Origin of the sequence: Pseudomonas sp. RW409, from assembly GCF_003184125.1 — a bacterium.
GTDB classification, from domain to species: Bacteria; Pseudomonadota; Gammaproteobacteria; order Pseudomonadales; family Pseudomonadaceae; genus Aquipseudomonas; species Aquipseudomonas chlororaphis_I.
The window spans coordinates 1,003,370-1,017,871 of record NZ_QHHP01000004.1; the positions used below are offsets into that span (position 1 = coordinate 1,003,370).

The 14,502-nt window shown below is 55.5% G+C and carries 12 protein-coding genes and 2 pseudogenes; 7 read left to right on the forward strand and 7 right to left on the reverse strand.

Features of this window, described 5'->3' with window-relative positions; translation table 11 throughout:
- The first annotated feature begins 293 nt into the window (after positions 1–293).
- The 4 genes and pseudogenes from DK261_RS07145 (at position 294) to DK261_RS07155 (ending at position 3,439) form a co-directional block, all read left to right on the forward strand.
- Positions 294–629 (forward strand): hypothetical protein, encoded by a 336-nt coding sequence (locus tag DK261_RS07145; RefSeq protein WP_256597554.1) that lies wholly within the window; start codon positions 294–296, stop codon positions 627–629.
- 201 nt (positions 630–830) lie between these two features.
- A complete protein-coding gene (locus DK261_RS32815) occupies positions 831–2,321 on the forward strand; it encodes a P-loop ATPase, Sll1717 family (protein WP_124355752.1) in 1,491 nt (496 codons plus the stop codon).
- 337 nt (positions 2,322–2,658) lie between these two features.
- Positions 2,659–2,874, forward strand: a pseudogene (locus DK261_RS33485) (hypothetical protein).
- Between the two features lie 196 nt (positions 2,875–3,070).
- The gene (locus DK261_RS07155; protein WP_041989394.1) at positions 3,071–3,439 is read left to right on the forward strand and encodes a hypothetical protein; all 369 of its coding nucleotides are present in this window, start codon (positions 3,071–3,073) and stop codon (positions 3,437–3,439) included.
- A 172-nt stretch (positions 3,440–3,611) separates the two neighbouring features.
- On the opposite strand, the pseudogene DK261_RS33330 reads toward DK261_RS07155, so the two are convergent.
- From DK261_RS33330 to DK261_RS07180, 5 genes and pseudogenes are all read right to left on the reverse strand, one after another.
- Positions 3,612–3,877: pseudogene (locus DK261_RS33330) on the reverse strand (hypothetical protein).
- A 256-nt stretch (positions 3,878–4,133) separates the two neighbouring features.
- A complete protein-coding gene (locus DK261_RS07165; RefSeq protein ID WP_146218509.1) occupies positions 4,134–6,536 on the reverse strand; it encodes an AAA family ATPase in 2,403 nt (800 codons plus the stop codon).
- Positions 6,537–6,888: 352 nt separating this feature from the next.
- Positions 6,889–7,434 (reverse strand): histidine phosphatase family protein, encoded by a 546-nt coding sequence (locus DK261_RS07170; RefSeq protein WP_177411704.1) that lies wholly within the window; start codon positions 7,432–7,434, stop codon positions 6,889–6,891.
- Between the two features lie 173 nt (positions 7,435–7,607).
- Entirely contained in the window at positions 7,608–8,660 is a 1,053-nt protein-coding gene (locus tag DK261_RS07175) for an SDR family oxidoreductase (protein ID WP_110175468.1), read from the reverse strand.
- Positions 8,661–8,663: 3 nt separating this feature from the next.
- Positions 8,664–9,083 (reverse strand): ester cyclase, encoded by a 420-nt coding sequence (locus DK261_RS07180; RefSeq protein WP_016704050.1) that lies wholly within the window; start codon positions 9,081–9,083, stop codon positions 8,664–8,666.
- Positions 9,084–9,200: 117 nt separating this feature from the next.
- On the opposite strand from DK261_RS07180, the gene DK261_RS07185 reads away from it, so the two are divergent.
- Positions 9,201–10,103, forward strand: a complete 903-nt coding sequence (locus tag DK261_RS07185) for a LysR family transcriptional regulator (protein WP_110175469.1) — start codon at positions 9,201–9,203, stop codon at positions 10,101–10,103.
- A gap of 72 nt (positions 10,104–10,175) precedes the next feature.
- Here the strand turns inward: DK261_RS07185 and DK261_RS07190 are convergent, their stop codons facing one another.
- Positions 10,176–10,940: a tetratricopeptide repeat protein gene (locus DK261_RS07190; RefSeq protein WP_110175493.1), complete on the reverse strand. Its 765-nt coding sequence runs from the start codon at positions 10,938–10,940 to the stop codon at positions 10,176–10,178.
- 329 nt (positions 10,941–11,269) lie between these two features.
- Here DK261_RS07190 and DK261_RS07195 point away from each other — a divergent pair, with 329 nt between their 5' ends.
- Entirely contained in the window at positions 11,270–11,770 is a 501-nt protein-coding gene (locus tag DK261_RS07195) for a GNAT family N-acetyltransferase (RefSeq protein WP_028682334.1), read from the forward strand.
- Between the two features lie 73 nt (positions 11,771–11,843).
- Here DK261_RS07195 and DK261_RS07200 read toward each other — a convergent pair whose 3' ends face one another.
- Positions 11,844–12,515 carry a bifunctional 2-polyprenyl-6-hydroxyphenol methylase/3-demethylubiquinol 3-O-methyltransferase UbiG gene (locus DK261_RS07200; RefSeq protein WP_009049492.1) on the reverse strand — a complete coding sequence of 224 codons (672 nt, stop codon included), beginning with the start codon at positions 12,513–12,515 and terminating at the stop codon, positions 11,844–11,846.
- A 511-nt stretch (positions 12,516–13,026) separates the two neighbouring features.
- On the opposite strand from DK261_RS07200, the gene DK261_RS07205 reads away from it, so the two are divergent.
- A partial coding sequence (locus tag DK261_RS07205; RefSeq protein WP_110175470.1) for an autotransporter domain-containing SGNH/GDSL hydrolase family protein occupies positions 13,027–14,502 on the forward strand: 1,476 nt, incomplete at its 3' end.

A 14,502-nucleotide genomic window follows, 5' to 3' on the forward strand; every position in this document is an offset into this window, starting at 1 on the left:
TTGAACGTCTGCGGTTTCTAATGAGAGACGGCAAATACCCTCGAAGCAATCATTTGCGAAGGGCCGCAACCGGCCAGAAGCGGTCATCGAGCGCCAAAAACTCAGGACAACTCACTTTTCATACAAAACCTAGACTTGAGGAAGGTCTGGGCTGTTTAGCACGGGGGTATCGTAGGTGCCATCCATTGGCTACTATTCATTGCACGGCGTTTTAACGTCATTAGGGGCTCCTCATGGTCTGAAACTGGGCGTTTGGGACAGCCTGCATGCACCCCTGAATGGAAGCTGACCGTATGACCAGACTCACCCTCTCTCTGATAGCCTCTCTGCTGCTGTTCTATTCTGCAGAAATTTACAGGTGGGTGAATGAGAGCAGGCGCATCCATCTTGGAAATAGGTCGAAGGACAAAGACAACGCTGAACTGCTCTTGAGCAAAGTTGACTCCTACAAAAGCGTTAGCTACGACATAGTGCGTGTTGTCAAAACGAGCCAACATATATCCGCCGAAAATGGTGCAGCTAGACCAGCAGATTCGCCAGTATTTTCAGCAAAATGGTATCAGCCTCGTCGAATACGACACTTAGAAAGAGCAATGGGCGTGCAAAGTCTATTGCTCAATTCTTGGTAACATTGTGTCCGTCATTCTAGCGGGTAACAAAAGGATGAGTGGATTCGGCGTTGTAGACTGCTAGTAATCTAGCAATGAAAACCTCGTGTTTGAAATTGAGCCTATATCGCTATTTTTTGCCCCAGTGATGCTGTGAAGTTAATAGTTCGCAAAGCATTTAGAAAATGCTTACACCCTAGACCCTAGAAATAAGGATATATAATGGTTGAGGCTCAGGAAAAATCAGATTTCTCTGTGGATCTAGATTTTTATGATGAAAATCTTTTTGGCAATGAGGCTGGTGAAGATGAAGATCCAGAGGTGCTTTCTTCATACTTCATAACGAAGGAGAAATTTAATAAGTTTCTTTCCCTTAGTCGTAGTTTTGGAATAGTTCGAGCAAGAAAAGGAATGGGGAAATCTTCGCTTCTATCCAAGCTTGCATTTGACGTATCTAAGACAGATCGAAACGCGATTGTGATCTCAGTTACTGGAGCCGACTTGCTAAGTTTTGGTAACTTTGAAAGTCGAGATCATCTTAAACTACAGAATGAGTGGAAGAAGTCATTGTCAGCCAGGATCAATCATGAGCTTGGAAGTAAAATAGGTTTTGCTTGGACTGATGATCAAATGGCGCTAGTTGAGGCGTCAGAATTGGTGGGTTATAAAGGAAAAAATCTTATTGGTTCTTTGTTGGGCAGAATTAAAAGCAAGAAAATACCTATAGAGATTATCACGCCTACGGCTAAAGATCCTAGTGTTTTACTTGAACGTTACATGGCAGAAAAAAAAGACGCTGATATCTGGTTGTTTGTTGATGACGTAGATTCAACTTTTTCGGCTGATGAAATTCAGAAAGCAAGAGTGTCTAGTTTTTTCTCTGCTTGCAGAGCACTGGCTCGAGACATTAAAGGTCTGAACATACGAGCAAGTGTTAGAACGGATGTCTGGACAACCATTAGATATAACGAAGATCTCGATAAGTGCGAGCAGTACGCAATCGATATTAATTGGAGCAGAACAGAGCTGGAAAAAATTATTTCCAATAAGATATTATCTTACTTGAATAGGTATCACTCAAATAAGATAACAAAATATTGGAGTGTTGAACGAGCAGTTGATAGGGAGAGATTAATATCCCTTGTGTTTATGAAAAGGCTTCGCTGGTCTGGGAGCAAAGTATCCCCTTTTACACCTATCCGCATTTTAGGTGCAAAACGCCCAAGATGGATGAGTCAATTGTGTCGGTTGTCCGCTGAAGCAGCTGCTGACCGTGAGATGAAACGTGCGGGAATTCAAGACGTTAATCAGATTCTGAGTGACTTCGGTCGGCTTAGGGTAAATGATATATATAAAGAGCACTCTCACCAATTTGGAGAGCTGCAAAAGCTGGTTGAAACATTTTCCAAGGGGCAGAAAAGATATACTACGGAGCAGCTTCTAAATAAAATTAAAAATGGTTTTGTAGAACGTGTTGGGGTTGATGGTATTGGCAAAATTGATAGTGAGAATTACATTAGGCCGCTGCAAATTGCACAGCTTTTATACCGAATCGGTTTTGTCCTTCTTAGAGAAACACCAAATCCCGGTAGCCCTCCTAGTTTCGTCGATTTTGATGAGCGCCCAGAACTGTTAACTGATCCCTCATTGGATTATACAGATTGCATTTGGGAGGTTCATCCATCATATCGAGGTATTCTTGGTATCAACTAGTACTAGCCAAGTGATGCAGCCGAACGCAAAGCGGCGGCTGCATTAAGATTCTAACCACTCTGATGTGTGGTATGGATGACGACGAGACCTGCTGCTTTCTAGAGTTGAGACCATCATTCTGGACACCACTCATTTGCCATCACCGTGTTCACAGTCCGCTATTGGCCGATTGCTGGCAGCTAATGGCCGGACTCTGCCTGTCGCCACCGTCAGCTTTAGGTCGAAAGTAGCCGGTGACAGCTTCATCAATTGACCATACTCCAATCAACCTATTGCAGGTTCCAATTGGGGGCACTGTCGCTGCTATGCTTGAGCTTTCTCGAAAGTAATCGACACCATGCCAAGCGATTATTCACTGTCGGATGTACTGGAAAGTGCTGTTCGAAAATCAGTAGGCCTTAGAGGCGGCCATTATGGAGTTGACCCTGCTGATTGAGGAGCAAGGGACACAGGAAGTGGGCGGAAATGTCCGTGTGCACAGTGGACCATGGGTGAAAACGCCGGTCATATCAAACAAGGCCTGGCTCGATTGAAGAAGTTGGACATCGGCTAGGTGCAACACCTTTGCCAAGGCTGTCTGAATCCGACTCCAAAGTGCTTATAGGCGCATCGTTCGAGGGTTCTGACGGCGATCAGACGCTTGATGCCAAAAAGAGGCGGAGAGTTGATTCTGGCAAGCGATGAGCAGACATTTTTTTGCGATTTACTCTGATACGCTGCTGAAGCACTCGTTTACAGGAGTTGTTCGCATGATTGGTAAGTTAATTTCAACGGGTTTCAGTTTGGCCACCTTGCCCGCCCGCCTGACTTTTCGCAGCGTCCGCGCCTTGGCCATGACGCCTGCCGAAGCTCGCCGCCTGCTGGCGGACATGCGGCAGGCATCGGATCAGGCGGTGCAGGAACTCCAGAGGCTGTTGGCCAACGTCGATGCGGACATGACCCACAAAACGGCGCACCTCAGTGCTGCCGACAAGCGCCTGGCAGCCGAACTGGCCCTGCACGCCGCCGAACAACACCTGAACATGGCCGCGATCAACATTCTGCGGGCCGTCTGGTTGACGCTTCACTCGACGCCAAGCGAGCTTGATAAGCGGCTTGAACAGACACGTAACGACTAACAGACCGTCCGGCGGATCGGTCGAACCGAGCGAGAAATAGGAGCCCAGCATCCTTGAATCGGCGCTTCATGTGCAGGTGGGGTTTATGGAGCGCTTACAATTCGGTTAGTCCGTCCGGTTCACCTCACTGGCAGCTATTGGCGACAGTTTAGTTACGACCATCGCAGCGGAATTACACCTCCGTCTGTTCAGCCATTTCTAGGGCATCATTGATCTCGATACCCAGGGTATCTGACAGTGCTTTCAAGCTTCGTATGACCAAGCAGGAGTTGCACAGCTCTCAGGTTCTTCGTCCTGCGATAGATCAGCGATGCCTTGGTTCGCCGGAGCGAGTCTTACCCGAATGGCCCAGATATCTCTGACTCGGAGCGGGGTTTTCTGTCCGACTAGCTTTCCCTTGTTCCAAGGCTGATGACTATATGTAGCAATGATCTTCATGGTTTGTCCTCCACGTTGAGGGAGGACAAGGGTGGATCAGTCACGGTGCGTGGTGGTCGCTAACCGACCCAAAGCAGACTCAAGCTGCGTAGGAGCTTGAATCAGTTTTCTTATGTTAGAACAATGGTCTAAAAGTCCCCCCATGATTTGGCTAGACCTGAGCTAGATGGTCTTTCTTTTCGCCATGGTGATCATTTGGAATTTTCGAGACGCCGCCAGGCTTCGGCGACTGTGGTATGACTAAATTTTATTGGGGTTAGCGCATATGTCGTCGCAGTGTGGCACGTATAAGATCTTGGCCGGGAAGGTTATTGGCCGTCGGACAAAATATTTCATCTTGTGCCATGAGATAGCTGACAAATGTTGCTGAAATTCTATCCCAGTCCTCTCGCTCAAGCTTTTTAGCTTGAAATAGCTCGCGTAAAACCCCCAGGCTCTCACTACTGCGGATCGGCGTTGCTAGGCCAACATGTTCGATGTAAGTCTTGTCATCGGAACCGAGCTCAATATGTATTAGTCCCGACGGGCTAATTTTGACTTTGGTATTTTCCTCTAGTAATTCGCTTGTCGGGTCATAAGGCTCTACAAGCCGATAAGTGAAAAGTACTTCCAGGTGACGCTTTATCACTTTCCTTGGGATGCCAATTGGCTCGAGATAGCTCATCAGCAGGTTGACCTCTATGTATTTTGATTCGGCATCTTCAGTCTGGAAGTATCGCTGTTTCAATGCTTGGAGAATGGAAAGGCGAGCTAGAGGGGTGGAAATATGATCTGAGTGGATTGCATAAAGGTTTACTATGAAAGCGTGATCGTCTTGCGAGAACTGTGAATAATCACCTAGGAATATGGCTTTCTTAATTCTCTGTGGCGCAATTCTAATTCGGCCCGATTGAGATAAATATGTCCTGACCAAGTCATCAATCGCAACATGAGGTGAGGTCAGCGTCTTTTTTGTGAGTTCTAGGCTTCTGCGAATGTCATGGTTACAAAGCGAACTGATCAGTCTGGATATATAGTCTGTTTCAATAAATATAGACTCAATGCATGCTACAAAAGCGTTGAGATCCTGAACGCTAACACGAATACCTTTCGCTAGAAAGTATTGATCTGGAAGTGTTTCAGTGTTGCTGATTTTTGACTGAAGAAAGGTGGCTCGCTTTTGCAGGATTTCCTTAGTCGAGGGGGTTGGGAGATAGAAAGCTTTGTACTGATAAGACTGAAATGGTCCGTGCTTGGAAAGCTGCCAGATGGTTCTATCTGTAACTGGGCAGATGATGAAGCAAGTCTTGATGGAGCGGTAAAGTGATTGGGCGTACTGAAAAACAGACTCTTGGAACTCGCGAGGAAAGTGGTCAGCATTATCGAAGATCAAGCAGGGCATCAGGCTGCGAGCTCCCACTGCATGCCAAAGTAGATTGGCTAGATACAAGCCGGTTTCATGTATGCGTTGGTGGTTTACAAATTTTCCGAACTCTATCTTGAATTGGTTCTTGTCGGTCTCGTACAAGGCCTTCATCTCACCTTTAGACCATCGCATGTACTCTCTGAAGTACACTCCTTGAAGATCATCGTAGACCGGCTCATTGGGGAAGAGTACTTTTTCGCAAAGTTCAGATAGCTTTTTGTCTAGCCAATAAGTGACTGTATTTGTGTCATTCGGAGACAATCGAAGGTCAACCTTCAATACCAGGCACTTCGAGCGTAGCTCGCTCTCTAGCTTTAATCGGAAGAATCTATCAATATAAGTGGATTTTCCGGCGCCCTTATTTCCGATGATCAGCGCGAAGTCTCCTTTCTCTGTAGCTACAGCGTCTCGGATGTCTGCCTCGAGACCATAGTTTGGATTGTTGTCGATGTATAAAATACCGTCGATGATGTTTTTTGCAATTTTCTGCAAACTGACATCGGTTTCTTTACTCTCCTTACTCTCTACAAAGCAGTTGATCAGCATCTCCGAGTCGTCTTCACCGGACATTGATGTGAAGAATTTTGTGAATACTTTTTCGATATCTCGGGAAATGTTTGATTTGAGCATGAAGGAAGATCTGTCGCTCTTCACGGTGTACAGATCTTCTGCCTGATTAATGGAGGTGCCCTCATGTTCATTGAAATAGATTTTGAACAGCTCTTTGGTAACGGCCTCGGCCGAAAATAGTTCGTAGAACTGCAGGAAATCGGACTCGATAGCTGCTAGTGAGGGGAATGCTGCGATCTTGTAATCAGTTTTAGATCGCCCATCACCTCGGATAGCCCAATGCCCAATCCACTCGAGCCCATTGGTCGCGGCGCAAAATTGAACACCAACGTCCATACAATAATTTTCTGCTTGCCTTAACACGGGGGTTGCGGACTTTGTTGCAGGTCCGTTGAATTTGAAGTAGTCCAGTTTGTTTTGCTTTGTTTCTAATAGTGATGCAGCTGTACGCTTGGCCTCTACAACGAATTTATTTCGATCTCCGTGCCGAAGTAAGTAATCAATTCTACCTTCATCAAGAAAGGGCTCGGTGTGAATGGATTCTCTAGGCCATCTTAGAACCTCCACTAGAAATCGGTCGATCAGTTGAAAACGAGCATCTTGCTCCGTGATGATTTGGTCATGGTGTTCTTCGGCAAATTTTTTGATTTTTTTAAATGCATCGAAAGCGTTATCAGTATTCATGACGTCCGTTTCCCTTAGATGCAGATCTTGCTGCTTAAGTGTTTGGCTGCCACTAACGATTCATGGTGGATGAGATGCATGTGGCAAGCGTAGCTGATCTGCTGAGTATTAGCGTCACGTGATATGTCGTGGCCAAGACGCGTGGGAAGGGGTAGTCCAGTCAAGGAGGCGGACTTCGACGGTAGATCAAAAGTTGCGGAGAGCATCGCTTGGTGTCACATAACGAGTCATGGGGTGCGAAAAAGGAAAGTGTATGTCAATCACGCCGTGCGTTCAGTTGGCTGACGGTGAAAGCTGCGCGGTATTTGGCACGGGATCACGGACGCCAGCTCTGTCGCTCAACGGCCACCACCTAAACCCCACCATATCGATACACCGTCGCACTCCAATACCGGCTGCCGCCATTAGGTGCTTGGCGAGTCCATCCCTCTGCTTCCAGTTGTCTGGCGATCAGTCGATTCATAAAGCCATGACCCAACAGCAGAACCGGTCCATCGCTGGCGAGGACCTGAAGGCGTTGCGCGGCGGTGTTGGCGCGGGCCTTTGCGGTGGCGGCGGATTCGACGCTGGGTGAGTAGCCGCACAACCACAGGACCCGAAGGATAAATGCCCAGGTAAACGGCGACAGCCGTGGTCGTTTCCAGCGTCCGTAGGGCAGTTGCGCTTCAGCGAAAAGCGCGTCGACCAGGGTGGGTTTCAGGCCAAGCGCCTGGACAGAGGTCAGCGCCCGCGGTGCGTTGCTTGAGACAATCACCCTGGCGGTTGCGGCGAGTTGCAGGCTGGCCTCCGGGACGGGTTGTTGGGTGATTTCGCTGCGATTGTATTGTTCGATCCAGTCCTGCATATCGAGTGCGGACAGTTTGTCGGTGGCGGCCAGCTTTGGCTGGCCGTGGCGCATCAGGATGATTTCCCTGTACACAGTCTTTTACGTCCTTGAGGAGCTTGTGGAGAGGGTACGCGAAGTGCGGTTTCGGGCGTTCGAGAAATCGCTCTGATGCCAGCACGAAACCGCAGCAATGCAAGGCGAGACCAGCGGCTTTGCGGGCGCGACGGTCACGCCATCTGCAAAAGTCAGTCTTCGGCCATGACGCGGGTGTGTCTTGCGCGCTGGGTTTTAAACCAGTTGCGGTCGCGGTACCACGCCACGGTGTCGGCGATTGTCAGCTCCAGTGCCCGGAAGGTCAGGCCCAGTTCTTCTTCGCTCTTGCGGTGGTTGAAGCGGGTGCGGTCCTTCTCCCGTACCAGCAGGCGCAGGGTGGCCATGCTCAGCAGGATGGGCCTGCCGGTCAGGCGCGCGTAGAGCTCCTGCACGGCCGCCAGGGTGTAGAGCAGGGGGAGCGGCACGTGGCGCGTAGGTGTCTTGACCCCGGCGATACGCCCGAGCACAGGCACCAGTTCGGCCATGGTCATATGCCGGCCCGCCGCCAGATAGCGTTCACCGCTGCGCCCGTGCCTGGCCGCGGCAATCTGCGCCAGGGCCACATCGCGGGCATCGACGACGGAAAAGCTGCCGGGGATCAGCCCGGGCAACTTGCCGCGCAGGACATCGTTGACCAACTGCCCCGAGGAGGTCGGGCCGAGGTCGCCGGGGCCCCACATCCAGCCCGGCAGGACCATGCAGGCCTGCATCTCGGGATGGGTCTCGAGGAACGCCAGGATGGCTCGGTCGGCGAGGATCTTGCTGCGGTAGTAGTCATCGGCGTTGGCGTCGGCGCGCAGGCAGGTTTCATCGATGGAGGTGCCCGGCGCGCCGTCGAGCACGGCAATCGAGGACGTATGGATGAAGCGGCGGATACCGGCGCGGTAGGCCTGGGCGATCAGCTCCTGGGTGCCGATGACGTTGATCTTCTCGAGTTCCTGCCAGTGGCTGCCGCCCTGGTAGTTGTCGCGAAAGAACGCCGCGGTATGAAACAGCGTATCGCAGCCTTGCAGGGCCGCGGCGAAGGCCTCGACATCGCCCATGTCGCCCACGACCAGCTCCACGCCGGGCAGGTTATTGAACTGCTGTTCACCCTTGGCCCTCGAGCGCACCAGGGCCTTGACCGTACAGCCTCGCGCGACCAATTCCCGCACCAGGTTGTTGCCCAGCAGACCGGTGGCACCGGTCACGAATGCACGACGCATGGCTCAACCCTCGCTCGGTTCGGCTGACGGCAGCAACACCGTACTGTCGAAGAACACCTCTTCATGGATGGCCAAGCCGTCCTTGAAGGTGAAGTGCGCGGCGTAGTACACGGCAATAAAGCGCCCATGGGGGGGAATCACCCGGCCCGGCAGCACCAGGGGCGCGGCGAAGGTGCCGCTGAGCATGGCCGTCAGCGCCAGGCGATCGACGCCGACGGCGAACGGGCTGAGGATCACGTGGGCATCGGGGAAGGCTTCGAACAACGCGATTTCTCGTTGGCGCATGGCTTCGCGACCCACTTGTATCCCCGCGCCATCGAGGTAGGTGAAGTCTTCGCTCACCAGCGCCAGCATCGCCTCCACATCACGGCGATTGAAGGCATTGGCGGCGTGTTGCGCATAGTCGTTGGGGCCAATCGGCATACAGTCCATTCCATTCGTTTCCAGGGCCTGTAGATATACCGTCGAGACCCCCTCTCGAAAAACAGCGACTCCTGCATAATGGCTTTGCAAATCTGCAAACCAGGGAGGCGATGAAGCATGGTGTCGGAAGCGAATTGGGACGATCTTCGCCTGCTGTTGGCGGTCTCGCGGCGTGGCAGTTTTTTGCAGGCGGGCCAGTTGCTGGGGATCGCCGCGTCTACCGTGTCCCGCCGGTTGACCCAGCTTGAGAGCGCCCTGGGCGAGCCGCTCGTCGAGCGCGGCGTCGAGGGGTGCTGGTTGACCTCGCGGGGCCAGTCCCTGGTGGAAGTGGCCCTGGCGGCGGAAGCGGGCTTGAGGCGGCAAACCGTTGCCGGCCGGTCCGCGCTGGACACCGAGCTGTCGGGCAGTGTCCTGGTCAGTGCGGGGGAGGGCTTTGCGTCGTGCGTGCTGGAGGCGGCGAGTCGCTTCACCGCGCTTCACCCGCGTTGCACGGTGGAGTTGCTGGTGGCCGCCGACTTTCACAAGATCGTCCGTGGCGTGGCCGACATTGCAGTGCGTACCGCGCACCTGGGCGAGCCGTCGCTGATTTACCGACCCATAGGCCGGCTCGTTTACGGGGTCTTCGCCGATGCGGGTTATCTGCGGCGCTTTCCACAGGTGACGCCGGCTACGGCAGTCAATATCGGCCTGCTGCCGCCGCTGGACATGTTGCCGCAAGTGCGGGTGGCCAAGGCCGCCGGCCTGGAGCGCGCACAGATCAGCGTGAACTCGTTCGCCCTGCAGTTGGACGCGGTGAAGCGAGGCCTGGGGGTAGCCGTGCTGCCGCGTGTGCTGGCGCAGGACCTGATCGAGTTGTTCCCGGAGCTCCAGCTTCCCGATATGGAGGTCTATCTGGTGACCCGGCCACAGGCCTTGAAGCAGGCTCACATCAAATGTTTTTTTGCCATGCTGGAGCAGGTGCTGCTCGAAGCCCTGGCCCTGGAGACGGTTGAAGCTGACGCCTTGGGAGGCGAGGGCTGAGGTGTGAGGCGCCCCCGGTTTTCCTGTGTTATGCATGATCGGCAGAGAGCGCCCAGAAGCGCGCTCGGACACTCAACCCCGCACCAGATAAGCTCCGGGCGGAACCCGATCGCGCAGTTTCTTGCATTTGCCGGGCTTGGGCTGATGCCCCGGCGGGCGATCGGGAAACCAGATTCGACATTTACCCGGAGGCGGCCGATGGCCACGGGGAATCTCAATCTCGTCGTAGGTGGAGGCTGGCTCGGCGGACGTCATTCGCAGTTGCCCTTCGGGGCTTGGCCTGTCATCCGTTGGCCAGTTCGCGGCGCTCTCCGCCGCCTCGCGGGTGAAGGTTTCAGTGCGGCGCTCAGTGTCCTGAGTGGGCTGCTCGGCGGCGACAATTTCTGCTGCACGGCGCCTTTTAACCTCTTCTTCCAGGCCCTCCCTTACGGCAACCAGACGCTCATCGGTGTTGGGTGGGTTATTCGACGTCTGGGCCTTCTGCGCCGCCTGGATCAATTGGAGGTTGCGATTGCGTAACGCGAGGTTGCGACCGACCCGCATGTTGGAGCGCGTCGCCAGCGCCTCAGCCTGCTGATACTGCCCCTGCTGAAGACGCAACACGCCGAGGTAGTGCAGGGTCGCGGGATTGTTCGGCTGGATATGCAGGGCACGCTCCAGCGTGGCAGCGGCCTGGTCCAACTGGCCATCTGCATACTGCTGCGAGGCGGATTCAATCAGGGTTGTTGATGCGGTGTTACTTTGCTGAGAGGCTTTGCGCTCGGCCGCAACCGGACAATGCGACGCGACTGCGCAGAGCGCCAGGATCAGACCCGGCAGAAAACGCTTGGTTGGCATCAGGGGGCAGACTCGGTTGATCATCGACGGCACGCTCGTAAAACAGGCCTTCAGCGCTGTTCGGCCGGGGTGTGTTCACTGTCCCGTCATGACCGATGAAGGGGCTGCTATCGACCTGGCCAGTCACCTGAAGTTCCCGCAGGAACGGCCCCAGTGGCGATAGCCGACGAGTAGCCGAATCAGTGCTACAGATGACGCGGTCTGGAGCAGGGCGGAGTCCTGCGTGGTTACGCAAAAAATGGCTCAAGTAGGATGTATGGCGAGTCGGGCCGAATGCGGACAGATAGGCAAGCCCGTGCAGTTACCCATGAGAAAAAGGAGAGGTGTGCATGCAGTCGTTCAAAGTGCGCGAGCTACGCAGTACGGATACGCAAGCGCTGCTGGCTTTCGAAACCCGGAACCGTGAGTGGTTCGAATCCCATATCAAGGCGCGCGCCCCTGCTTTTTATTCGGTGCAGGGTGTCGCCGAGCATATCGAGGGCTACCTGGCCGGTTTCGCGGCTGGCACCTGGCACCCCTTGGTGATCGAGGATTGCAGCGGAACCATCATCGGCCGCGCCAACCTGAAAAACATCGATAGTGCGCAGGGCTCCGCCGAAGTCGGCTATCGGATTGCCCAAAGCGCTTGCGGCCAGGGGCTTGCGACACAGGCGCTGCGGCATCTGATCCAGCAAGCGCGGACGCGCTGGCACCTGACGCAACTGGTGGCTTATGTCTACAAGGAAAATCTCGGCTCGACCAAGGTGGTGGAGCGCTGCGGGTTCTTGCTTGAGCCATCCGCAGAAGACGGCAAGGCGGGAGACGAGCGCCGATTTGTTCTCCCGATCTAGATAAGGGGTCTAGCCGTTTACCGCACTTGCGACTCTGACTGTTGGCCTGCAACCGCTACGCCGCGCCAACCTCTTACCCACGCCGTTCGGCCACCAGCAGCAACGACTGCGGCACCGGGCTTTGCGGGTGCTGCGGTTCCTGCAGGCTGGCCAGCTGGAAGCCGGCCATGTCCAGGGCATTCAGCCAGCTGGACAGGGTGCGGAAGTACCACGGCATGGGCTGCCACTGGCCCTTGAAGCCGGCGAAGGTCTCTTCGCGCCAGCCGTCCTGATAGTCGCCGGCCGCCGCGCTCCACGGATGCAGGGTCTGGATCGCCAGCGCGCCGCCGGGGGCGAGCAGGGCGTGCATGGCGGCCAGCAGTGGGATGATGTCCTGGTGCAGCAGGGCGAAGTTGGCGCAGATCAGCTCGTAGTCGCGGCCGATGTCCACCTGCGCTTCCACCAGCGCGGCATAGCTGGCCACATGCACCGTTGCCGAGCCTGCGGCGCGCGCGGCCTCGACCAGGGTTGCATCGCCATCCACCCCGACCGCCTCGATGCCCCGTTGCGCCAGGGCCCGCAACAGCCAGCCTTCGCCGCAACCCAGGTCGAGCACACGTTCGGGCTGACGGCCTAGCACGGCCAGTAGGATCGCCTGGTCGGTGACCTCGACGCGGCTTTCGATGGCGCCGCCACGGATGGCCTCGATCCAGGCCTGGGCGTTGTGCTGCCAGCTGTGCAGAAGGGCAGTCTCGGAGGTGGGCATCTCGGTGTCCTCAGTCGGGAGGTGGATGCCAAGCATAGGGCAAAAGCAGTTCCTGCCGGGACCCTGCCAGTGCCCGTTCGCGCCCGCGACGCAGGCCGAGCCAGAGCCGGCTGCCACCTTCGTCCTGGTTGCCCTCAAGGCCAAGGGCGAGCCGCAGCGCCTGCTGGTGTGCGACAAGAAAATTCAGAGGGCGCGCTTATTCGTCGTCATTCGTCGGCGGGTTCGACTACCGTCTAGGGGCCCTTCAGAACAATCTGAATCTCCATCCCCGCATGTTTCGCGAGATCGGGATCGGGCATTGTGGCAGCTCGAGTCGGCAAGGTTTTCGAGGGGGAACCGAGCGGACGGTACAAGGCTCGCTATCGCCGAGTCGTGCCCTTGAGCCGCTATCGTCATTCAACCGAAAAAAATGCTATGCAAAAGGCCCGGCAATGGGCTGTGACAACCCCTCGCGAAAGTCTTTGGTAATGCCGACTCGTTCTTTACAACAACATATAGAATGGACTTGTTCATGATCAAAAAGACGTTGTTCGTACCACTCGCCAGTACGCTTTTATCGTTGGCCTGCGCTCAAGCGATTGCCTCTCCCTATTCCAACTTCATCGTCTTCGGCGACAGCCTCAGCGATGCCGGGCAATTCGCCGATCCAGGCGGTCCTGCGGGAGCCACCCTGCGGGCTACCAACCGCACCGGCCCGGTCTACCTGGATGGCAGCGGTGAAGTCTATTCCGCCAACGCAACGCAATTGCTCGGCGCCAAACTGGGGTTCTCCGAGGACCAGCTCGCCGCCTCGACCTCGGCCACCCGCGCCAGCGAAGGCCTGCCAGACGGCAACAACTGGGCGGTCGGCCGTTATCGCACCGACCAGATTCTCGATTCGATTACCACCACCTCGATCGCCGGCGAGCGTAGCCGCCCGGGTTATCTGGTGGCCAACCATTTGCGCGCCGACCCGAACGCCCTGTACTACCTGACGGGCGGCGGCAACGACTTCCTCCAGGGCCGCGTCACCAGCCTCGACCAGGCCAACGCCGCGGCCGGTCGCCTGGTCGACAGCGTGCAAGCCCTGCAACAGGCTGGCGCCCGTTACATCATGGTCTGGCTGCTGCCGGATATCGGCCTGACCCCGGCAATCAACGGCAGCCCGTTGCAAGGGTTCACTTCCCAGCTCAGCGCCCAGTTCAACAGCGAGTTGGTGCGGCAATTGCGGACAGTCGATGCGCAAGTCATTCCCCTCAATATTCCCGTGCTCTTGAAGGAAACCTTCGCCAATCCGGCGCAGTTCGGCCTGGCCACCGACCAGAACCTTATCGCTACCTGCTTCAGCGGCAGAAGCTGCACGGAAAACGCCCGCTACGGCCTTCACAGCGCCACACCGGACCCGAGCAAGCTGATCTACAACGACGGGGTCCACCCCACCGAAGCCGGCCAGCGGCTGATCGCCGATTACGCGTACTCCCTGCTGGCAGCGCCCTGGGAAATAACCCTGCTCCCGGAAATGGCCCAGGGCACCCTGCGCGCCCATCAGGATGAGCTGCGCAACCAATGGCAGGCCGATTGGGAAAACTGGCAGGGCGTGGGTCAATGGCGGGCGATTGTCGCCGCGGGTGGCCAGCACCAGGACTTCGACAGCCAGCGCAGCGGCGCCAGTGCCGACGGCAACGGCTTCAACCTGAACATCGGCGGCAGCTACCGGCTCGACGAGGCCTGGCGAGTGGGCGTGCTGGCCGGCGCCTATCGGCAGAAGCTCGAAGCGGGCAGCAACGATTCGGACTACAAGCTCAACACCTACCTGGGCACCGCCTTCGTCCAGTACCAGCAAAACCGCTGGTGGGCCGACGCGGCGGCTACCGCCGGGCACCTGGACTACGACAACCTCAAGCGCAAATTCGACCTGGGCGCCAACGAGCGCGGGGAAAAAGGCGACACCAGCGGCGACATCCTGGCCTTCAGCGCTCGCCTGGGCTACGACATCGCGCAGCAGGCC

Excerpts from the sequence above, each read along its gene's own strand:
- DK261_RS07145 (WP_256597554.1), top strand. The coding sequence starts at position 294 with ATGACCAGACTCACCCTCTCTCTGATAGCCTCTCTGCTGCTGTTCTAT.
- DK261_RS32815 (WP_124355752.1), top strand. The coding sequence starts at position 831 with ATGGTTGAGGCTCAGGAAAAATCAGATTTCTCTGTGGATCTAGATTTT.
- DK261_RS07155 (WP_041989394.1), top strand. The coding sequence starts at position 3,071 with ATGATTGGTAAGTTAATTTCAACGGGTTTCAGTTTGGCCACCTTGCCC.
- DK261_RS07165 (WP_146218509.1), bottom strand. The coding sequence starts at position 6,536 with ATGAATACTGATAACGCTTTCGATGCATTTAAAAAAATCAAAAAATTT.
- DK261_RS07170 (WP_177411704.1), bottom strand. The coding sequence starts at position 7,434 with ATGCGCCACGGCCAGCCAAAGCTGGCCGCCACCGACAAACTGTCCGCA.
- DK261_RS07175 (WP_110175468.1), bottom strand. The coding sequence starts at position 8,660 with ATGCGTCGTGCATTCGTGACCGGTGCCACCGGTCTGCTGGGCAACAAC.
- DK261_RS07180 (WP_016704050.1), bottom strand. The coding sequence starts at position 9,083 with ATGCCGATTGGCCCCAACGACTATGCGCAACACGCCGCCAATGCCTTC.
- DK261_RS07185 (WP_110175469.1), top strand. The coding sequence starts at position 9,201 with ATGGTGTCGGAAGCGAATTGGGACGATCTTCGCCTGCTGTTGGCGGTC.
- DK261_RS07190 (WP_110175493.1), bottom strand. The coding sequence starts at position 10,940 with ATGCCAACCAAGCGTTTTCTGCCGGGTCTGATCCTGGCGCTCTGCGCA.
- DK261_RS07195 (WP_028682334.1), top strand. The coding sequence starts at position 11,270 with ATGCAGTCGTTCAAAGTGCGCGAGCTACGCAGTACGGATACGCAAGCG.
- DK261_RS07200 (WP_009049492.1), bottom strand. The coding sequence starts at position 12,515 with ATGCCCACCTCCGAGACTGCCCTTCTGCACAGCTGGCAGCACAACGCC.